Below are 21490 nucleotides of genomic sequence, written 5' to 3'. Positions count from 1 at the left end.
CATCATTTTTGCAGGGTGTCAAGTCCCGATCATATCCGCCAGTCATTCCCGCATGAGCCAACAGGCCAGCAAACGGAACTTTTTAGCAAGCTGCATGCCTTTTTAAAAAGTACCGAAGGCGACGAATGCTTTATTCTGAAAGGCTATGCCGGCACCGGGAAAACAACTATCGTGGGCGCGCTGGTAAAGGCACTGAAGCATTATAACTATAAAGCCGTGCTGCTTGCCCCAACCGGACGTGCCGCCAAGGTCATTACCAATTACTCCGGGCGAAAAGCTTTTACAATTCATAAGCGCATTTACCGTAAAAAATCGGCCTTGACGATCGATGATGGTTTTGCCCTTGCCGATAACCTGGCCAGCGATACGCTTTTTATTGTTGATGAGGCCTCCATGATCTCGGATGAGGCCATGGGCAGCAATCACGTGTCGTTATTATTTGATTTACTAAGATATGTTTATAATGATAAAAACTGCAAGCTGATACTGGTAGGTGATACCGCACAGTTACCGCCTGTAGGAGCCGACGATAGCCCTGCGCTCGACGTGCAGCTTATGGGCGATAAATTTGGCCTGTCGATATTCAGTTATGAGCTTACCGAGGTTTTGCGCCAGCAAAAGAATTCGGGTATCTTATATAATGCCACCAATATCCGCGATCTGATCCGTGAGGAGATCATAGAGATCCCTAAAATTGTGACCAAGGGGTTTAAAGATGTTTTCAGGATGACCGGCGAGCGATTGCCTGAAGGTTTGGAATATGCCTATCGCAAATACGGCTATGATCGTACACTTATCATTTGCCGCTCAAACAAAAATGCCAATTTGTACAACGGGCAAATTCGAAACCGCATTTTATACCGGGAGGAGGAGCTTACCGGCGGCGATCAGATCATGATAGTAAAGAATAATTACTTTTGGCTGCAGGATAAAGATGAAAATAGTACCGCGTTTATTGCCAACGGCGATATTGCCCGTATAGTAAAAGTACGCCGCACCGAAGAGATGTATGGTTTTCGTTTTGCCGATGTGCAGCTGGAATTTATTGACTATGCCGAAGATCCAACCCTTGATTGTAAGGTTTTGCTTGATACGCTTTATGCCGATTCGCCCGCGTTAAGCCAGGATGATCAGAAACGGTTTTACCAGGAAGTAATGAAGGATTATGAACATTTACCTAATAAAAGGGCCATGCACAATGAGCTGAAGCTTAATCCTTATTACAATGCCTTGCAAATAAAATTTGCCTATGCAATTACCTGCCATAAAGCACAGGGTGGACAATGGGATGCAGTTTTTGTTGATCAGGGGTATGTAACCGATGAGATGATCAATATGGATTTTTTGCGATGGTTTTATACCGCGCTCACCCGAGCTACCACCGAATTATTTTTGGTTAATTTCGATAACAGGTTTTATAAATTAAAGGAAGAATAACCTTCAAAGATAAATTTACTTTTATCAATATAATCTATTGATAATTAGATTTTTAATTACTAATATTAGCAATTAAAAACCGGTATCATGAACCTAAACTTAAAACTCGAAAGAAAAATCAAAACCAAACAATCAACCATTGGCGAACTATCAATAAATGGCGCCTTCGAATGTTTTATACTGGAGGACGTTGACAGAGGGCTGAATAGCAAAATGACACTTGCTCAAATTGCATCAATAAAAATTAAAACGCAAACAGCCATTCCTACAGGAACTTATAATGTAGTCAAATTTTTCAGCCCCAAACACAACGAAAACCTGCCATTATTAGAGAATGTACCCGGTTTCGCCGGGATTGAGATTCATGTTGGGAATTTTGCCAAGGACACCGACGGCTGCCTTCTCCCCGGTGAAGATAAAGGCGTTGATGCTGTTCTGCATAGTACAATGGCTACAGCTAAACTCAATACAAAGATTTTTGAGGCCCTTAAGGCAGGAGGTACCGTGACCATTGAGGTTGTTTAATATAGCAAATTATAAATGCTTGAAGGTGAAATGACGCATCTACGCCGTCATGCTGAGTGATTAAAATCCATGGACTATGAAGGTTAGATGACAAAGAGGGACTATCAGTCTGAGCTTGTCGAAGACTCGTGTGCAGAGCCCAGCCCGCCATACTTCGACGGGCTCAGTATGACACCCATTTTTTAAGTTATCATGGGTAGTGATTAAAATCCATGGACTATGAAGGTTAGATGACAAAGAGGGACTGTCAGTCTGAGCCCTTCGAAGACTCGTGCGCAGAGGCCCTGTCCGCCATACTTCGACGGGCTCAGTATGACCCCCATTTTAAGTGGTCATGTGAGAAGATTACCTGGATAAACAAAGACTTGTTTAATATCCTAAAACGAATTAACTGCCGGCAAGGTGATCCTGAACGTTGAACCCTGTCCCTCGGTGCTGGTAACGCTGATAGTGCCTTTATGCTTTTCAATGATCTGGCGTACAATGCTCAACCCAAGCCCGGTCGACTTTTCGCCGCGTAAACCGGCTCGGCCTGCTTTTGAAAATTGGTTAAAAATTTCCGGCAGCATATTGGCAGGGATGCCCATGCCGTAATCCTGAACTTCAATAACTACCGTATCATTTAGTTTAAGCAGGCGCACATCCACATTATCCTGATCTTTTGAAAATTTCACCGCGTTACTGATCAGGTTATCAATAACCCGATGAAATTTTTCATGGTTTATGAGCGCATGGGCAACACTTATCGAACTGCTGAACAGCACATTAACTTTATTGCCCAGCTGTAATTTCCATTCGCCCACTATGTTGTTAAGCCATTGGTTAAGCTCGATGTTTTGAGTTTCAATAATCGCGATGTTCTCGTTTCGGGCTGCCTCCAGTAAGTCATCAATAATACTCCGCGCTTTTACGCAGGATGCCTTCATCATATTGATGTTGTCTTGTGTCTCCTCATCTACCTCATCAAGTTCCATCATCATGGCAATTGATTCAACAGCAGCTATCGGGTTACGCAGGTCATGGGCAACCATACCCAACACCTGGTTTTTAAACTCGCTTGCTTTTTCAATTTCCGAATTTTTTTCGCGGATCTCGATCACCTGAAAATAATAGTTGGCCTTGTAGGAAAAAAAGTACCTTGAGATAAAATAAAAGCCGGAAAGTAAGATAGCTGAAATCAACTGGTTATACAACATATCCGTAGCCGGCGTTTCACTGTAAAATAGCAGGGAAGTAAAAAAAAGCTCAATAGCAATAAGCAGCAATACGGTTTCATAGTATTCAAAAACAATTATCACGCTGATCAAGCTTAATGCAACAAGATATAAGGTGAGGGCATTACTCGGATTAGAGGTGGCTATAAAGCTGGAATACATGCCGCAAACAATAATATAAAGCGCAAACAAAAATACAAGCAATGACATGCCTGTTGTAGCTTTTTTATGGCTTTTGAAACTAACGATAAAAAGGTTACTGGCTATCAGGAAAACAGGAGTTATAATAATGAAAACCCAGTTGCTGAAATTAAACTCGGGAAAGTTTTGAGCTTTAGTTAAGCTAATGGGGAATACAAGATAAAGGATCCGGATAATTACATTAAGCAATAAAAATACTATACTGGCCCCCCTTATGGCTACCAGGTTTTGGTAAGTATAATGCAAACGGTATTGCGACCGGTATTTTACCGGGAGACTGTTAAAAAAGAAATGGGTATTCAATTATATTTTATGGATTAAACAAAATTATGAAAATATTTATAAAAATTGTAACAGAAATGTGACAGTATATGGTTAACCCTTTTTACTAAATATTCGGTCAAAGGACTTATAAGCCTATTTTGTTGAACCTTCATTGTTTTTTAAAAGGAATAAATCTAATTTACACATAAAACCAAAATCACATGTTACTGAAATCTCTTAAATCTATCGCAATTCTTATTACTGTATTAACAACTTTTTCCTGTAGAACTGTAGAAAGGGCTAATCAGAAAGAAATTAAACCGTTTGTAGGCATCTGGAAGGATACAACCAATCCGGGATCTCAAGTCGTATTCAGGTCAGACGGCAGCTTTTATAATATTGCAAAAGAAAATAATGTGCAGATCGTTACGCACAGCGGTACTTTTAAAGTCTTATCCGACAGTATTTATGTATTAACGATTACAGACGCGAGACCCAACGCTACATACGATCTCAAAGGAAGGCAGTATGCCAATTATTATACGTTAAGCAGCGATAGAAAAACGATGAAGACAAGTGGCGTAGTTGATGGAAGAAATGGCGGAAAAGGACTTGCCTGGACCTGCAATTTAGTTAAAGTTGATAAATTGGATAATTAAACCGCGGCTGGCTTACTAAACCCTTATCACATTATAGCCCTCCATTTACAGACAACAAGAATTGCATACTCGCAATTGTTTTTATCCGTTACACAGTATTTCACTAACAGGCAAGCCAAGGCCTGTCTGTTAGTGAGGTGTTGTTAAGCTAATCTGATCTATTTTGCGTCCTTAAACATCTCCATTGACGCATACTTTTATCATTGTTTTAACGTATTAAACGACAAATTGCCTCGTGCTATTGTTAATAGTAATGCCTAAATTGCTAATAATTATGGCAAAGTGTCATTGCGATTTAATTTTAAATGACAATTTTTCACTATGGATACTATGGCCGATAAATTGATCAACAATGAGTACTATGAATTTTAACAACTTTACCATAAAAGCTCAGGAAGCCGTACAAAAGGCATCTGAAATTGCTGTTGGTAACCAACAGCAAGCAATTGAGACCGCGCATCTGCTTAAAGGCTTATTGCTGGTTGATGAAAATGTAATTACCTACTTATTAAAGAAATTAAATGTTAACCTGAACAGGTTAAATGATACGTTAGATGCGCAGATTGCATCGTTCCCCAAGGTAAGCGGCAGCAACGTATACCTTTCGTCCGAAGCAAATTCTGCTTTGCAAAAAGCGTCGGGATATTTAAAAGAATTTAAAGACGAATTTGTATCTGTTGAGCATGTGCTGTTAGGCATTTTAGCCGCCGGTGGTGCGGTAAGCAGCATCCTGAAAGATTCGGGTGTTAATGAAAAAGACCTAAAAAAAGCCATTGTTGAACTCCGCGGCGATAGCAAAGTAACTGATCAAAACGCTGAAGCTACCTATAACGCCCTTAACAAGTATGCCCGCAATTTGAACGAATATGCAGGTTCGGGCAAGCTGGATCCGGTTATTGGCCGCGACGATGAAATTCGCCGGGTTATCCAGATTCTGTCACGCCGTACCAAAAACAACCCGATTTTGGTTGGCGAGCCCGGCGTTGGTAAAACTGCCATTGCCGAAGGAATAGCTTTCAGGATCATCAAAGGTGATGTACCTGAGAGCCTGAAAACCAAAGTGGTATACTCGTTGGATATGGGTGCACTCATTGCAGGCGCCAAATATAAGGGAGAGTTTGAAGAACGGTTGAAAGCAGTTGTAAAGGAGGTTACCCAAAGCGACGGGGAAATCATCCTTTTTATAGATGAGATCCATACGCTGGTAGGTGCAGGCGGGGGAGAAGGCGCTATGGATGCGGCCAATATCCTGAAACCGGCCCTGGCCCGTGGTGAGCTTCGTTCAATTGGTGCTACAACCCTTAACGAATACCAAAAGTACCTTGAAAAAGATAAAGCTTTGGAACGCCGTTTCCAGAAAGTAATGGTAGAAGAACCTGATGCTGCTGATGCCATCTCTATTTTACGTGGACTGAAAGAACGTTATGAAACCCACCACAAAGTGAGGATCAAAGACGAAGCGATCATCGCCTCTGTCGAAATGTCACAACGCTATATTTCCGACAGGTTTTTACCGGATAAAGCTATCGACCTGATGGACGAGGCTGCATCAAAACTTCGCCTGGAAATGGATTCGGTACCGGAAGTGGTTGACGAACTGGAACGCCGCATCATGCAGCTTGAAATTGAGCGCGAAGCTATTAAACGTGAAAAAGACGACCGTAAGGTTGCCGAACTAAGTGAGGAAATAGCCAACCTGTCGCAACAGCGTGATTCATTACGTGCCAAATGGAAAGGCGAAAAAGACCTTGTTGATGGCATCAATACTAAGGTTGAGCTGATTGAAAATTATAAACTGGAAGCCGAACAGGCCGAACGTGCGGGCGATTATGGTAAGGTAGCCGAATTACGCTACGGTACTATAGTTGAAGCCCAGGCCGAAGTTGAAAAGTTGAAAGCCGCCCTGCTTGAAAACCAAAGCGACAGCCGCATGCTGAAGGAAGAGGTTACCGCCGATGATATTGCCGGTGTAGTAAGCCGCTGGACAGGCATCCCGGTAAGCAAGATGATCCAAAGCGAACGTGAAAAACTGCTTAATCTTGAAGATGAACTGCACAAACGTGTAGCCGGGCAGGAAGAAGCTATTGAGGCAATAAGTGATGCTATCCGCCGCAGCCGTGCAGGTTTGCAGGATAAGCGCAGGCCAATAGGTTCGTTCATATTTTTAGGTACAACCGGTGTGGGTAAAACCGAACTGGCAAAAGCCCTGGCCGAATACCTGTTTAATGACGAAGGTGCACTTGTGAGGATAGATATGAGTGAATACCAGGAACGCCATGCTGTTTCAAGGCTGATAGGAGCGCCTCCGGGCTATGTTGGGTATGATGAAGGTGGACAGTTAACTGAGGCCGTTCGTCGCAAGCCTTACAGCGTGGTACTGTTGGATGAAATTGAAAAAGCCCATCCTGATGTATTTAACATCTTGTTGCAGGTACTGGATGATGGCCGTTTAACAGATAATAAAGGCCGTGTGGTGAATTTTAAGAATACTATTATCATCATGACCTCCAACATCGGTTCCAACATCATCCAGGAAAACTTCCAAAACCTGGAAGATGAAAACCGCGATGAACTGATAGCAAAAACCAAGAACGAGCTGTTCAATTTGTTAAGGGCAACTATCCGTCCGGAGTTTTTGAACAGGATTGATGAGATTATTATGTTTACTCCACTTAATCGTGATGAGATCCATGATATTGTTAAGCTACAGTTTAAACAGGTACAGCAAACGCTTGCCGAAATGGGTGTAACTATCGAAGCATCCGATGAAGCCTTAGATTGGTTGGCCCAGTTAGGTTATGATCCTCAATTTGGTGCACGTCCGTTAAAACGCGTTATCCAAAAAAAGATCCTGAACGAGTTGAGTAAACAGATCCTGGCGGGTACAGTTGATAAAGACAGCGTTATTAAAATAGATATGTTTGATAACCAGTTCGTGTTCCTGAACTCGGCTAAAGAAGCTACGGAACCAGCTAAATAAGCTGTAGAAAAATAATTAAATGTAAAAAGGCTTCCCAATTTGAGAAGCCTTTTTTTATTAACAACCGAGAATCTATTAAAAAACTTCAGCTGTTTGTTTAGTTACCGATGCTAAGCTGACCCCCGTAAGCTGATCGGCAAAGGCTACGAAAGCCTTACTCTCAGATATACGATGTTGATTAGCGATCAGATTTTGCAAATTGATTTTTCCTATCACAAATTTATAATTACCTGAATAGTAACGCTCATTGATGTGTTCAAAATTCAGCGCTTCAACCAGTTCCTCGTCATCATAACGCAGGTAAATGGTTAATTCAATGTTATTGGTAAAATTAAGGTCTGTTTTTTCTTTAGCTTTTTTGTATTCGTATTGGTAGTTATAACGTAATGCCGCTATATCCGAAAGTACAGCCGAGCCGGTAGGATGCCCACCTGCACCTTTGCCAAAAAAGAACTGCTGATCGGCAAAGGCGGCCTGTACGGTTACGCCGTTATATTCATACTCAACGTTGTATAAAAACTCTTTGTCGTTTACAAACTTAGGTAATACAAACAGGGCAACGTTGCGGTCGTCAAGTTCTTTGGCTACCGGCACCAGTTTAATTTTGAGGTTCTTTTCGCGGGCATATTGCAAATCGGCAGCTGCAAGGTTCTGGATTCCCAGGTTAAATACCTCATCGGGCTGTACAACTACACCATATGCGTGTGCCGCGGCAATAACCAATTTGTATTTGGCGTCAAAACCACCAACATCACTTGTTGGGTCGGTTTCAGCAAAACCCAGGTCCTGGGCTTGTTTCAATGCGCTATCATAATCGAGCCCTTCAATAAAGCCTTTTGAAAGGATATAGTTTGATGAACCATTGAAAATACCGCTGATTGAATGCAGTAGTTCATTATCATAATACTCTTCCAAATTGCGGATAATAGGGATACTACCGCAAACAGCGCCTTCATATAATAATGATGTGCCGTATTGATGCTGGATTTCGATCAGTTCGTCCAAATGCAGGGCGATCATTTTTTTACTGGCAGATACTACGTTTTTGCCAGATTTTAAAGCCCTTGAAACAATTTCAAAAGCAGCTTCGGTATCATTGATCAGTTCAACAATGGTATTGATCTCCGGGTTATTAAGCAGTTCTTCTTTGTCGGTAGTAAATAAATGTGCCGGTAAAGAACGTTTTTTATTAGGGTCTTTAATAGCAAATTTTACTATCTCGATATTTAAATGCTTTGTTTTGATGATATCATATAACCCCTGGCCAACAACTCCAAATCCGAAGAGGCCGATATTTAACTTTTTACTCATTACGCTGTACGTTGCAGTTCTATAATTTTTCCTTTCACATCGGTTTTAAAAAATGATGTGAATATTTTTGTTAATGCTTCTGTTTCAATTAAAAATCCATCGTGCCCATAAAACGAATCCAGCTCGGAAAAGGCAGCTTTTGGGATATGCCTGAACAGGTATTGCTGTTCTTCAACAGGGAACAAAACATCCGACGAGATGCCAATAACTAATGTTTTTGCCTTGATGAGACTTAACGCTTTATCTACACCGTGACGGCCCCGGCCCACATTGTGTGAGTCCATCACTTTGGTCAGGTACCAATAACTATAGGCGTTAAAGCGGTTCACCAGCTTTTGCCCCTGGTAATTTTGGTACGATGAAGAACGGAAATTGTCCTGCACATCGTCGGCTTCTTCCTGTTGGGTAATGCCGTAAGTTTTATAAGTACGATAACCTAAAAGCGCGATACTGCGCGCAGCTTTTAAGCCTTTCTGACCGCCTTCGGGCGTATTGCTGTAAAAGGTGCGGTCGGTTGTGATAGCTAAACGCTGCGACTCGTTAAAGGCGATGCCCCATGGCGAGTGCTTGGCGTTGGTAGCTATCAGGATCAGATTTTTGATCCGCTCTGGCTCAATAATAGCCCATTCCATAGCCTGTTGGCCACCTAACGAACCTCCAATTAATACACTGATATTATTGATGTTTAAATGCTGGGCAAGCAACTGGTGCGCTTTAACCATATCCCTTGTAGTAAACTGGGGATATGAAAGATAATATGGCTGGCCGGTAACCGGGTTAATGCTCAACGGACTTGTAGTGCCGTAAGGAGAACCCAAAATATTGGCGCAAACTATAAAATGCTCTTCCGGGTTAAAAAAATAACCCTCGCCAATAAGCCCTTTCCACCAGTCAAATACATCGCTGTTGGCAGTAAGCGCATGGCAAACCCAAACAACATTATTTTTCTCCTTATTTAACCGGCCATAAGTGTGAAAACCTATTTCTAAACCTTCAATTGTACGGCCCGATTCAAATTCAAAAGTATTAGTGTATTTAAATATCTCTGCGTTCATTCTGTTGTTTTGTTATTTCAGGTGCAACCGGTATTTCCGGCTGCAACCTGCAATAACGTTTACTATATCACTTAAAAAAACTATACATTATTAAACTAACTCACCCTCACCTTGCTTGATTTTTGCAAAAGCCTGCTCAAAATCAGCTTTAATATCGTCAATATGCTCAATACCAACAGCCACTCGCAATGAAGCTGGCGTAACACCGGCAGCCAATTGCTCTTCATCAGACAATTGCTGATGCGTAGTTGCCGATGGCTGAATGATGAGTGTTTTTGCGTCGCCAACATTGGCCAAATGACTAACCAGTTTCAGGTTGTTGATCAATCTGCTAGCCTGCTCTTTACTCCCCTTAATCTCGAATGACAATACGCCACCGAAACCATTCTTTAAATATTTTTTAGCCAGCTCATGATATGGCGATGATTCCAGTCCCGGGTAATTTACACTTGCCACCTGTGGGTGCTGCTCCAGCCATTTGGCCAGTTGCAGGGCATTATCAACGTGACGTTGCACACGCAGAGAAAGTGTTTCAAGTCCCTGGATATTCAACCATGAATTGAACGGAGCTTGCGACGGGCCGAAATCCCTTAATCCCTCAACACGGGCGCGGATAATAAACTGGATATTGCCAAACGGGCCTCCAATGCCAAATACATCGTTAAATATCAACCCGTGGTACCCCTCAGATGGTTCAGTGAATTGCGGAAACTTACCGTTACCCCAATTGTAATTGCCTGCATCAATAATGACGCCGCCAATACTGGTACCATGTCCGCCAATCCATTTGGTTGTTGACTCAACAACCACATCAGCGCCATGTTCAATAGGGCGGAAGAGGTAACCACCGGCACCGAAAGTATTATCAACAATTAATGGCAGGTCATGTCTTTTGGCAACTTCGCTCACCTTTTCAAAATCGGCAATGGTAAAGCCCGGGTTACCAATGGTTTCCAGGAAAATGGCCTTTGTTTTATCATCAATAAGCGCCTCGATACTGGCCGCAGTATCATCTTTGGCAAAGCGTACTTCGATACCCAGGCGTTTGAAAGCTACTTTAAACTGATTGTAAGTACCGCCATATAGGAAAGGTGAAGTAACAAAGTTATCGCCAACCTGTAAAATATTATTAAGGGCAAGGAATTGGGATGCCTGGCCAGAGGCTGTTGCCAGCGCAGCTACACCGCCCTCTAACGCCGCGATGCGTTTTTCAAACACATCGGTAGTAGGGTTCATAATGCGGGTATAGATATTACCAAACTCCTTTAATGCAAATAAATTTGCGCCATGTTCGGCGCTGTTGAATACGTATGAAGTAGTTTGATAAATGGGCACAGCGCGTGAACCTGTTGTTGGATCAACTTCCTGGCCGGCATGCAATTGTAAGGTTTCGAATTTTAAGGCAGACATAGTTGTAATTTTTTAATGTGTTTAATTTAGATTTTGAATGTTTAGATGAATTTGGAAAGCCGGTTTAAAAACAACCGGTTTAAAAACACGCTTTTTTCAGAGAATGAAAAACAGGAGCTTGCTAAGCATCAACAGCAGCAACACATACAAATACAGCCAATAGGGGAGCTAATACGTTGTATGTTACCGTTTGCGGTGTAAAAAGTGTTGCGTTGCGTAAATTTAATTAAACTTTTCATGGTTATAAATTTATATTCCCCGGTGTTATTTGCCGGGACAGGAATTGGCACCTTCTTCAACATTGAAGGGTTGCCAGCGGGTCATTGAGCCTGATCTCTCGCCGCTTCTTTATAAATCAACACCCGAACTATGTGCGGAGGATTGATCGACGTTGGTATCACTACCAAATATTGTTGCGAATATAAGGGATTATGAGCTAATGTACCAAATTTTATTTTTTTTGAAGGTGAAACGTAAAAGGCCAAAGGCAAAAGGTTCATTCGAGAACAATTTTAAGCTTAGACAAATGCAGCTACCTTTCGCCTTTATCCTTTTACCTTATTTACCTTAAAAGGCCTAAGCAAGGGCCTGCTCCATATCCGCTATCAAATCATCAATATGTTCCAGTCCAACCGAAACCCTTAGCAGGTTTCGTGGTGTTTTGGTATCCGGCCCTTCAACAGTAGCGCGGTGTTCTATTAGGCTTTCAACACCACCAAGGCTGGTAGCTTTGATAAATAGTTTCAGCTTATTAATAATGTTATGCGTGTCGTTCTCATCGCCCTTAATAGTAAAAGATAACATCCCGCCAAAAGCCAGCATCTGATCTTTAGCTATCTCATGTTGCGGGTGCGAAGGCAAACCAGGGTACATTACCTGTTCAACATGAGGGTGCTGTTCAAGATATTCGGCAAGTAATTGAGCGTTTTGTACATGGCCCTTTACGCGATATGGCAGGGTTTTGATGCTGCGTACCAGGTAATAACAATCCATAGGCGAGGGGATAGCGCCGCCCATTTCCTGCACCTGGCGGATTTTTGTCCACCAATCGTTGTTCTCTGCAGTAATCAAAACGCCGCCCATCAGGTCGCTGTGCCCGCCAAAGTATTTGGTGGCTGAGTGCATAACCATATCTGCGCCCAACTCAAGTGGTCGCTGGCACATAGGGGTGGCAAATGTATTATCGCACAAAACTTTAATGCCCTTTGATTTGGCAATAGCAACCACCTTTTTAATATCGGTTATTTTAAGCAGGGGGTTCGATGGTGTTTCAATCCAGATCAAACCTGTTTCGGGCTTGATGTGCTGTTGTAAAACCCCGGTATCATTTACATCGATAAAATCGAAAGTAAGGATCCCGGCAAAAAGGGTTTTAAGCTGATTACGTAAGCCATGATACATATCATCAGGAGCGATAATATGCGTGCCCGGCTCCAATGATTGAAATACCGACATCCCGGCCGCATTACCTGATGAAAAGGAAGCTGCTTCAACACCTCCCTCTAACTTTGCCAGCACATGCTCCAATGCGTGACGATTGGGGTTCGATGAGCGACTGTAAATATAACCTGCCGGGAAACCGCCATCCTCACCGCGCTCAAACGTGGTTGACATAATAATGGGTTGTATAACGGCCCTTGTTGCTTCATCAACATGGTTACCGGCGTGTATGGCTATAGTTTCAATTTTCATGGCATAATGTGTTATCGCCCAAAATAAACAAGAATATTTGTTATTAGCTGTAGCGTTTTTATATTTTTTATCGAATAAGTTTAAAAGCCAAACCGCATGAAAAAGTGCCTTATCTTCCTGTTTGTAATTATTGGGCTATCTGCCTGTAAAAAAGATGCCAATGATAGCGCTTATGACAAAAGCTATAAAGCATGGCAAAACTTTAAAGCCGAAAGTAAAAACTCCTATACTTATACCGTTAATGCCGGTTCAGTTTTTGGTTATGGCTCCGAAACCAAGATCACCGTTCAAAATGGCGTTGTTACAGCGAGGGATTTTTTATCATATGTTTTGGAATATAAAACTGCAAATATGCCTCCTGTTAAAACTATAAGAGACCAATGGCATGAGAATAAAGCATCGTTAGATCAACATAGTTCGGGCGCAGCGTCGATCACTCTTGATGAAGTATATAAAAAGGCAAAGAACGAATGGCTTGCGGCAGACAAGAAAACAAACACTGTTTATTTTGAAACCAATAATAATGGCATGATATCAGGAGCCAGTTATGTACCTAATGGTTGCCAGGATGATTGCGCGATAGGCATCTCCATAAGCGAGATCAAGGCTCTGTAACTTTAATGTAATTTACCGTGAAATTTGGCCGATATGTGTCATAACGCATATTACTTTTGTGCTTTTTAGTACCTTTGACCAAATTTTTAATTGATGCATAATTCAGATAATTTACAGTTTTTACTTAACGATCCGAATTTATCTGCTGATTTAAAGCATATTGCTCAAAAAGTTCTTGACAAACAACGCATCACTTTTGATGAAGGCGTTTTGCTTTATGAGCAGGGCGAACTTGGCTATCTTGGCACTTTAGCCAATTACATCCGCGAGGAGCGCCACGGCGATAAAACTTATTTCAACCGTAATTTTCATATTGAGCCCACAAATCTTTGCGTTTACGACTGCAAATTTTGTTCATACTCGCGGCTGCTGAAACAAAAGGCGGAAGGCTGGGAGTACACCATGGATGAAATGTTTAACATGGTTACCAAATATGATGGCGAACCGGTTACCGAGGTTCACATTGTAGGTGGTGTGCTGCCGCAATATGATGTGCCTTTTTACCAGGAACTTTTCGCCCGCATCCGCGCGCATCGCCCGGAATTGCATATTAAGGCATTAACCCCGGTTGAATATCACTACATCTTTAAAAAAGCCAAAATTGATTACGCCACAGGCATGCGCCTGATGCAGGAAGCAGGCCTGGATTCAATCCCCGGCGGTGGCGCTGAAATTTTTGATCCTGAAATAAGGGATCAGATCTCGAAAGATAAATGTACTGCCGATCAATGGCTGGCTATTCATGAAGAATGGCACAAGCTTGGCGGCCGTTCAAACGCTACCATGCTTTACGGGCATATTGAAGCATATAAACACCGTGTCGACCACATGGAGCGTTTACGCCAGTTGCAGGACAAAACAGGCGGTTTCCAGACATTCATTCCGCTTAAGTTCCGTAATAAGGATAACCAGATGTCGCACGTGCCCGAGGTTTCAGTGATTGAAGACTTGCGAAACTACGCCGTAGCCCGCATCTACCTGGATAACTTTGATCATATTAAAGCTTACTGGGCTATGATCAGCCGTACTACCGCGCAACTTTCGCTTAATTTTGGCGTAGATGATATTGATGGAACATTAGATGATACCACCAAAATCTACTCAATGGCCGGCGCCGAAGAGCAGCATCCCGGCATGAGCACCAAACAAGTAGTAGAATTAATTAAACATGTGGGCCGCCAGCCTATTGAACGTGACACATTATATAACGTAGTAACGGATTATACCAACTTTGTGTTCGGCGACGAACCGAAACCGCAGTATTACAAATTACCGGTAATTAATTAAGCTTTTTAAGCTGAAAGCCAAAAGCCGAAAGCTTAAAGCAAAGCAATAAATTTAGCATAGATAAAAGCAAAAAAGCTTTAAGCCTTCGGCTTTCAGCTTTGGGCTCAAGAAAATGGTACAAAAAACTTTATATATAGTACGCCACGGCCAAACTGAGTATAACAAACTTGGTATTATACAGGGCCGCGGTGTGGATACCGATTTAAATGACGAAGGTCGTAAACAGGCCTGTCAGTTTTTTGAGGCTTATAAAACCGTTCCGTTTAATAAAATTTACATATCGGCGTTAAAACGTACCCAACAAAGCATTCAGCCTTTTATCGACCTCGGGATACCTTATGAAAAGCTTTCGGGACTGGATGAGCTGGCCTGGGGCATTCACGAAGGCCAGTCGCCAACTATCGATAATAAGGCCGCTTTCCTGCAGATTATGCGTGATTGGCTGGATGGCAAGCTCGACAGTAAATTTGAAGGGGGCGAAAGTCCGCTTGAGGTTGAGGTGCGTCAGCGTGAGGCCATGGAGGTGATTATGAGCCACCCCGAAGAAAAAACGGTGCTTATATGTATGCATGGCCGTGCTTTGCGCCTTTTGCTTTGTATCCTTACCGGTAAACCCTTATCCGAAATGGATAACTTTCCGCACCAAAACCTGGTATTATATAAGGTAACCTACAATGGCGAAAGGTTCGAAATTATCGACTTTAACAATGCCGAACATCTCAAACATTCCGAAGAATAGAAATAGCGAATTTGTGAACAAGATTAGAATATCAGCAGTAAGCTACACTAATACCAAACCCTTTTTATACGGCATTCAACATACCGACATTATTAATAAAATCGACCTGAGCCTTGATATCCCGTCAGATTGTGCCCAAAAGCTTATCGACGACGTGGTTGATATCGGTCTGATCCCGGTTGCTGCAGCACTGAGTTTGCCGCAATGGGAAATTGTTTCTGATTACTGCATTGGTGCCGTAGGCGCGGTAAACTCCGTTTTTATTTTCAGCAATAGTGATATTAAGGACGTAACTACTATTCAACTCGATCCGCAGTCGCGCTCCTCAAATAATCTTGCCCGCGTGCTGCTGAAAAACCATTGGTTGGTAAACCCCAAACAGGTAAGTAATGCGCCGGATTATGCTCAATCTGCAGATGAACAAACCGCCTTTGTACAAATAGGCGACCGCACCTTCGGCAAAAAACAACAATACAAATACGTTTACGACCTGTCCGAAGAATGGCAAAAAATGACCGGCCTGCCTTTCACATTTGCGGCCTGGATAGCCAATAAACCTATCCCGCGGGAATTTATGGATGAGTTTAACGAGTCGTTAAAGTACGGCCTTGATCATCGCGAAGATCTGTTTAAAGAACTGCCCATGCGCGATGATTTTGATCTGGTCGACTACCTGATGGTTAAAATAGATTATGATTTAACAGCGGATAAAAAGAAGGCCCTGTACCTGTTTCATGATTATATAAAGGCGTTGTAATCTCTGAACCTGGATTTGGGTGGATTTTTAGGATTACAGGATCAGAATTGTTTGGTTATGTAATCCAATAATCACATAAATCCCGGTTCTGGCAAAAACAATTCCCTTCTCAATTCCATTGCTTATCTTAAACACAAAAACGTTTATCTATGAGCAATACTCCCCAACTATTAAAAGGACAAGCTGCCCTCGTAACCGGCGCCGATAGCGGCATTGGCAAAGGTGTCGCATTAGCTATGGCCGCTGCCGGAGCCAAATTACTGATTAATTATGCCCATAATAAAGCAGCCGCTGATGATGTTGTAAGCCAAATCAAGGCCTCAGGCGGCGAGGCATTTGCATTTCAGGCCGATGTAAGCCATGAGGACGAAGTAAAAACCATGTTTGCCGAAATATTTAAGCAATATGGCACTATTGACATTTTGGTAAACAATGCCGGTTTGCAAAAAGATGCCAGATTTGTTGATATGACGCTCGACGATTGGAATAAAGTGATCAGCATTAACTTAACCGGTCAGTTTCTTTGTGCCAGGGAGGCTGCTAAAGAGTTTATAAAACGCGGTGTTGTTGAAGGCGGAAGCAAAGCTGCGGGCAAAATTATCTGTATGAGCAGCGTGCACGAAGTAATTCCCTGGGCGGGCCATGTAAACTATGCGGCCAGCAAAGGAGGTATTATGATGTTTATGAAAAGCATAGCACAGGAACTCGCTCCGCATAAGATCAGGGTGAATGGGATAGGGCCGGGTGCTATACAAACACCTATTAATAAGGAAGCCTGGGAAACCTCGGAAGCGCTGGATAAATTATTGACGCTCATCCCTTACAACCGGATAGGCCAGCCGGCTGACATCGGAAAACTGGCAGTTTGGCTGGCTTCAGATGATTCGGATTACATTACCGGGGTCACAATTTTTGCAGATGGGGGCATGACTTTGTACCCGGGCTTTGCAGATAATGGCTAAATGACATTTTCATGACAACATAAATCGGTTTAGCAAAGAAAAAACGCCATTAATTGGCGTTTTTTCTTTTAGATATTGTAAAATATACACTAAGGTTATTGATAAAATTTAAATTTTATGACTATAAAAGGCTATAATTATTAAATATTCATAAAAGTTCAAGAAAATTTTAAATATTGACAAGTGTAGCGTATTTTTGTTGCAGGATTTAAAATTTAAACGAACATGAAAAAGATATTTTTAACAATAGCAACTGCAGCCTTATTTACCGTTAACGCTTTCGCTGATGGTGGCAAAAAATCAGATGGTGGTACCAACGTTTCTTACGTAGCATTACACGGCTTTACTGCTGACTTCGCTGAAGCTACCAACGTTAACTGGACTGTAACCAAAAACGTTCAAAAAGCTACTTTCACTGTTGATGGCGTTCAAAAAACTGCTTTCTACAACCTGCAAGGTGAATTTTTAGGTACAACTCAACGTGTTGACAACAAAGCTATCCCTGCAAAAGCCCTTCAACAAATCAACAGCGATTACAAAGGTTACGAAGTAGGCGAAGTTATCGTTTACCAGGCTAACACTTCAATCAATGACGCCATCGAGCCAACTTCATATTTTGTTGACTTGAAAAACGACAAACACGAAGTTTTGGTAAGGATTACTCAACAAGCTAACATCGAGTTTTTCCAACAAGTAAAATAACTCCGAAAAATTATAGCAATGGAAAGCCGTCCCGAATATCGGGACGGCTTTTTTTATGATTATAAATCACACTTTTATGTCATAAAGCGTCTTTTCATAAAACAAAAAGGGTGTTTTCGTCTTTTAAATATTAATTAATATTTACTTCATATGTCGAAAACAATAATTGTATCAAACCGTTTGCCTGTTAAAATTTCCAAAACTGATGGTGCATACCATTCATCACCAAGCGAGGGAGGATTAGCTACCGGTTTAGGTTCAATATATAAACAGGGCGATAACGTATGGATAGGCTGGCCCGGAATAGAAATTGCGGAGCAGGAAGATAAAGACCAGGTTACAAAAGAACTAAAAGAGTTAAGCCTTATCCCTGTTTTTTTAGATCAGGAAGAGATCAACCAATACTACGAAGGTTTCAGCAACGAGGTTTTATGGCCCGTTTTTCATTACTATGCATCAACGTATGCAGCATACAAACAATCAAACTGGGATTACTATAAAGCGGTAAACAAAAAGTTCAGGGATATGATCCTGAGCATTGCCGGGCCCGGCGACGTGATCTGGATCCACGATTACCAGTTGCTATTGTTACCCGCTTTGGTTAGGCAGGAACTGCCGGATGTTTCCATCGGCTTTTTCCTGCACATTCCTTTCCCTTCAAATGAAATGTTCAGGTTGATCCCGTGGCGTTCGGAACTGCTGGATGGAATGCTTGGCGCCGATCTGATCGGTTTACATACATTTGATGATGTGCGCCACTTTTTAGGTGCGGCTACACGTCTGCTGCCGGTAACATCCAGTGCCAATATCATCAGCAATGGCGAGCGCTCGGTTGTTATCGAGTCGTTCCCAATGGGTATCGATGAAAAAAGGTATTCGTCGTTACCGCTGCAGGAGGATGTAAAACAGCAGATTGAGCTTATTAGAGAGAATTTCCAGAACAAAAAGCTCATCCTTTCTATAGACAGGCTTGATTACAGCAAGGGGATTCTGCAAAGGCTGGAAGCTTTTCAGCTGCTGCTTGAACAATGCCCGGAGTGTATTGAGCACATTACGCTTTACATGATTGTAGTTCCATCCCGGGATACGGTACCGCAATACGCTCATCTTCGGGATGAAATAGATAAAAAAGTAGGGAAGATCAATGCGTTGTATCGCACTATGGACTGGAGCCCGGTGCACTATTACTATCGCTCATTCCCCATTGAAACCTTGTCGGCACTTTATTATTCGGCCGATGTTTGTTTGGTTACACCCATGCGCGACGGCATGAACCTGGTAAGTAAAGAGTATGTCGCCAGTCGGATAAATAATGATGGTGTGTTGATTATGAGTGAAATGGCAGGATCATCTAAAGAACTTATAGACGCTATAATTGTTAACCCCAATAATACCGGGGAAGTTTGCCGGGCCATTTTACAGGCTATCAATATGCCGCTTGAAGAACAGCGCCGGCGCATGATCCCGATGAGGCAGCTTGTAGCAAAGTTCAATACATCGCATTGGGTTAAAATTTTTATGGACAGGCTGAAAGAAGTAAAACTCATGCAGCGCTCCATGCAGGCCAGACACGTAAGTAACACTACCGAACAAAGCATTATTAACCGTTATGTGAAAACTAAAAAGCGGATTATCTTTTTGGATTATGACGGCACGCTGGTGAATTTTAAATCAAATATCGATCAGGCCTCTCCCGATAAGGAGTTATACAATATTATCAATAAACTCGCAGAAGATCCTGCAAATCAATTGGTTTTGATAAGCGGGCGAAAACATGAAAACCTTGATGGATGGTTTAAGGAAAACGACATCTATCTTATTGCCGAACATGGTTCATGGTTTAAGCAACCCGGCACTTTATGGCATAAAATAAGCGGGCTAACCGATCAATGGAAGCATGATATTTATCCGATATTGGAAACCTATGTTGACCGTACACCAGGCTCGTTCATTGAAGAGAAAACATACTCATTAGTTTGGCATTACCGTAAAGCCCAGGCAGGGCTTGGCGAACTAAGGGCTAATGAGTTGATGAATAATCTTAAATATCTTGCAAGCGATAAAGGGTTACAGTTACTGGCAGGGGACAAGGTGCTGGAAGTGAAGAATATGGATATAAATAAGGGTAAAGCCGCTTTAACACTTACCGAAGGCCGTGATTATGATTTCATTATAGCTTTCGGCGATGATTATACCGACGAAGATATCTTTAAAGCACTGCCCGAAAGTGCTATTACCATTAAAGTTGGCAGTAATCTTTCGGCAGCTAAGTTTTACCTGCGAAACCCATCGGAGGTTAGGAAATTGCTGACCAGTTTTGCTAAGTATACGCCGGTTGAGGAACCGGCAGACAAGTAGGGTTGAATAGTTTAATTTAAAATTTATTATGTCTGCGGTTTAGCTGCGGGCATTTTTTATATTCGGTTCGCGATAATGTGACCTTTTATGAAAAAAATCAGCCTGCTTGTTTTTGCATTAATGCTTAGTTGCCATATTATTTATGCGCAAACCCCGGTTTACAAAATTTATGCGGTAAAGTTCGCCGAATCGGGATATCCATTTAAAGTGAGCGATTGGGCATTGAACGGCCCCAAAAATGAGCCGGTTAAAATAGATTTTATGGTATGGCTTATCAAAGGTAGCAACGGCAAAAACATTTTGGTTGATGCCGGCTTTTTGCGCGATATTGAAGATGCCAAAGAATTTAAACTTAAAACCTATCAACGCCCTGACTCGGCGCTTTTAAAGCTTGGTGTAAAGCCCCAGGATATAACCGATATTATTTTAAGCCACCCTCACTGGGATCATATAGATGGTTTAAGCCTTTTCCCGAAAGCTAAGGTTTGGATGCAAAAGCTGGATTATGAGTTTTTTGCAGGCGCAGCATGGCAAAAAGCAGGAGAGGCAGGTGGTTATGCTAAGCGCGATGTTATCAATACCGTTAATTTAAATTTGGCAGGCAGGCTCAAACTGATAGACGGCGACAATAAAGAGATCATTAAAGGTATAAAAGTTTATACAGGTTCAAAGCATACCTGCAATTCGCAATATGTGCTGGTGCAAACCGGGAAAAACAGGGTAGTATTAGCATCTGATAATATCTGGATCTATTATAGCCTTGAGCATTTGGTGCCACCTTCGCAAGGTGGCACGCTTGATCCAGCAGGCTATGTCAAGGCAATGAAACGCATGAAAACACTTGCCAGTGATGTTAAATTTATCATTCCCGGGCATGATGGCAGGCAGCTTGAGATCTTTCCAAAAGTTGCGGATGGGGTAGTGGAGATCAGGTAATTATTTGGGTGAACAGCGAATTGGTTAATCCAGACTTACTCGCCGTTGTTGGTGTTGTCACCAACAATTTTATGCTCAAATTTTTTTGCTGTATTGTAAATAGTGGTTATAAAAGCGAGTGGATGAAGAAGTTGTTGGTGACAACACCAACAACGGCATAAGAAGGGAAAAACAGGGTGGTATCTGATAATATCTGGATCTACTATTACAGCCTTGAGCATTTAGTGCCACCTTCGCAAGGTGGTACGCTTGATCCGGTGGGCTATGTCAAGGCAATGAAACGGATGAAAACGCTTGCCAGCGATGTTAAATTTATCATTCCCGGGATGATGGCAAGCAGCTTGAGATTTTCCCAAAAGTTGTAGATGGGGTGGTGGAGATCAGGT

The 21490-nt window shown here is 42.2% G+C and carries 18 protein-coding genes and 1 riboswitch; of the genes, 13 read left to right on the top strand and 5 right to left on the bottom strand.

The genetic code is table 11. The features are described from left to right. The first annotated feature begins 15 nt into the window (after positions 1 to 15). Both J3L18_RS08945 and J3L18_RS08940 read left to right on the top strand, forming a co-directional pair. Positions 16 to 1437: an ATP-dependent DNA helicase gene (locus tag J3L18_RS08945; protein ID WP_129570215.1), complete on the top strand. Its 1422-nt coding sequence runs from the start codon at positions 16 to 18 to the stop codon at positions 1435 to 1437. A gap of 87 nt (positions 1438 to 1524) precedes the next feature. Beyond that, entirely contained in the window at positions 1525 to 1962 is a 438-nt protein-coding gene (locus J3L18_RS08940) for a DUF5675 family protein (RefSeq protein ID WP_090525933.1), read from the top strand. 377 nt (positions 1963 to 2339) lie between these two features. On the opposite strand, the gene J3L18_RS08935 is transcribed toward J3L18_RS08940, so the two are convergent. Then, positions 2340 to 3680 (bottom strand): sensor histidine kinase, encoded by a 1341-nt coding sequence (locus J3L18_RS08935; RefSeq protein WP_129570214.1) that lies wholly within the window; start codon positions 3678 to 3680, stop codon positions 2340 to 2342. 182 nt (positions 3681 to 3862) lie between these two features. Between J3L18_RS08935 and J3L18_RS08930 the strand changes: the two genes are divergently transcribed. Together J3L18_RS08930 and clpB are read left to right on the top strand one after the other, a co-directional pair. Then, positions 3863 to 4300, top strand: a complete 438-nt coding sequence (locus tag J3L18_RS08930) for a DUF4488 domain-containing protein (protein WP_129570213.1) — start codon at positions 3863 to 3865, stop codon at positions 4298 to 4300. A 361-nt stretch (positions 4301 to 4661) separates the two neighbouring features. Then, positions 4662 to 7280: an ATP-dependent chaperone ClpB gene (clpB, locus tag J3L18_RS08925; RefSeq protein WP_091164568.1), complete on the top strand. Its 2619-nt coding sequence runs from the start codon at positions 4662 to 4664 to the stop codon at positions 7278 to 7280. 75 nt (positions 7281 to 7355) lie between these two features. Here the strand turns inward: clpB and J3L18_RS08920 are convergent, their stop codons facing one another. The 4 genes from J3L18_RS08920 to J3L18_RS08905 all read right to left on the bottom strand — a co-directional run bounded on the left by J3L18_RS08920 (position 7356) and on the right by J3L18_RS08905 (position 12748). Further along, positions 7356 to 8591 carry a homoserine dehydrogenase gene (locus tag J3L18_RS08920; protein ID WP_090525929.1) on the bottom strand — a complete coding sequence of 412 codons (1236 nt, stop codon included), beginning with the start codon at positions 8589 to 8591 and terminating at the stop codon, positions 7356 to 7358. Further along, positions 8591 to 9646, bottom strand: a complete 1056-nt coding sequence (locus J3L18_RS08915; RefSeq protein WP_129570212.1) for a homoserine O-acetyltransferase family protein — start codon at positions 9644 to 9646, stop codon at positions 8591 to 8593. The genes J3L18_RS08920 and J3L18_RS08915 overlap by 1 nt, the downstream gene beginning before the upstream one ends. Before the next feature lie 90 nt (positions 9647 to 9736). Further along, complete coding sequence (locus tag J3L18_RS08910; protein WP_129570211.1) at positions 9737 to 11056, bottom strand: O-acetylhomoserine aminocarboxypropyltransferase/cysteine synthase family protein; 1320 nt, start codon at positions 11054 to 11056, stop codon at positions 9737 to 9739. Positions 11057 to 11302: 246 nt separating this feature from the next. After that, positions 11303 to 11413, bottom strand: a riboswitch (SAM riboswitch). Positions 11414 to 11632: 219 nt separating this feature from the next. Beyond that, positions 11633 to 12748, bottom strand: a complete 1116-nt coding sequence (locus J3L18_RS08905) for a trans-sulfuration enzyme family protein (protein ID WP_129570210.1) — start codon at positions 12746 to 12748, stop codon at positions 11633 to 11635. Between the two features lie 96 nt (positions 12749 to 12844). Here J3L18_RS08905 and J3L18_RS08900 point away from each other — a divergent pair, with 96 nt between their 5' ends. The 9 genes from J3L18_RS08900 (at position 12845) to J3L18_RS08860 (ending at position 21469) form a co-directional block, all read left to right on the top strand. Beyond that, positions 12845 to 13363: a hypothetical protein gene (locus J3L18_RS08900; RefSeq protein WP_129570209.1), complete on the top strand. Its 519-nt coding sequence runs from the start codon at positions 12845 to 12847 to the stop codon at positions 13361 to 13363. A gap of 93 nt (positions 13364 to 13456) precedes the next feature. After that, a complete protein-coding gene (gene mqnE, locus J3L18_RS08895; protein WP_091164589.1) occupies positions 13457 to 14650 on the top strand; it encodes an aminofutalosine synthase MqnE in 1194 nt (397 codons plus the stop codon). 112 nt (positions 14651 to 14762) lie between these two features. Then, positions 14763 to 15389, top strand: coding sequence for a histidine phosphatase family protein (locus tag J3L18_RS08890; RefSeq protein ID WP_091164592.1), 627 nt, complete (start codon positions 14763 to 14765; stop codon positions 15387 to 15389). Between the two features lie 13 nt (positions 15390 to 15402). Further along, positions 15403 to 16146: a menaquinone biosynthetic enzyme MqnA/MqnD family protein gene (locus tag J3L18_RS08885; RefSeq protein ID WP_129570208.1), complete on the top strand. Its 744-nt coding sequence runs from the start codon at positions 15403 to 15405 to the stop codon at positions 16144 to 16146. A 149-nt stretch (positions 16147 to 16295) separates the two neighbouring features. Next, positions 16296 to 17108: an SDR family oxidoreductase gene (locus J3L18_RS08880; RefSeq protein ID WP_129570207.1), complete on the top strand. Its 813-nt coding sequence runs from the start codon at positions 16296 to 16298 to the stop codon at positions 17106 to 17108. Positions 17109 to 17333: 225 nt separating this feature from the next. Beyond that, the gene (locus tag J3L18_RS08875) at positions 17334 to 17810 is read left to right on the top strand and encodes a hypothetical protein (protein WP_091164597.1); all 477 of its coding nucleotides are present in this window, start codon (positions 17334 to 17336) and stop codon (positions 17808 to 17810) included. Between the two features lie 150 nt (positions 17811 to 17960). Further along, a complete protein-coding gene (locus J3L18_RS08870; protein WP_091164601.1) occupies positions 17961 to 20168 on the top strand; it encodes a bifunctional alpha,alpha-trehalose-phosphate synthase (UDP-forming)/trehalose-phosphatase in 2208 nt (735 codons plus the stop codon). Between the two features lie 87 nt (positions 20169 to 20255). Beyond that, the gene (locus J3L18_RS08865; protein ID WP_129570206.1) at positions 20256 to 21104 is read left to right on the top strand and encodes an N-acyl homoserine lactonase family protein; all 849 of its coding nucleotides are present in this window, start codon (positions 20256 to 20258) and stop codon (positions 21102 to 21104) included. A gap of 176 nt (positions 21105 to 21280) precedes the next feature. Then, complete coding sequence (locus J3L18_RS08860) at positions 21281 to 21469, top strand: hypothetical protein (protein WP_129570205.1); 189 nt, start codon at positions 21281 to 21283, stop codon at positions 21467 to 21469. Positions 21470 to 21490 lie beyond the last annotated feature (21 nt).

Origin of the sequence: Mucilaginibacter gossypii (assembly GCF_017569325.2) — a bacterium.
Classification (GTDB): Bacteria; Bacteroidota; Bacteroidia; order Sphingobacteriales; family Sphingobacteriaceae; genus Mucilaginibacter; species Mucilaginibacter gossypii.
This window is presented reverse-complemented; position numbering and strand designations above follow the sequence as displayed.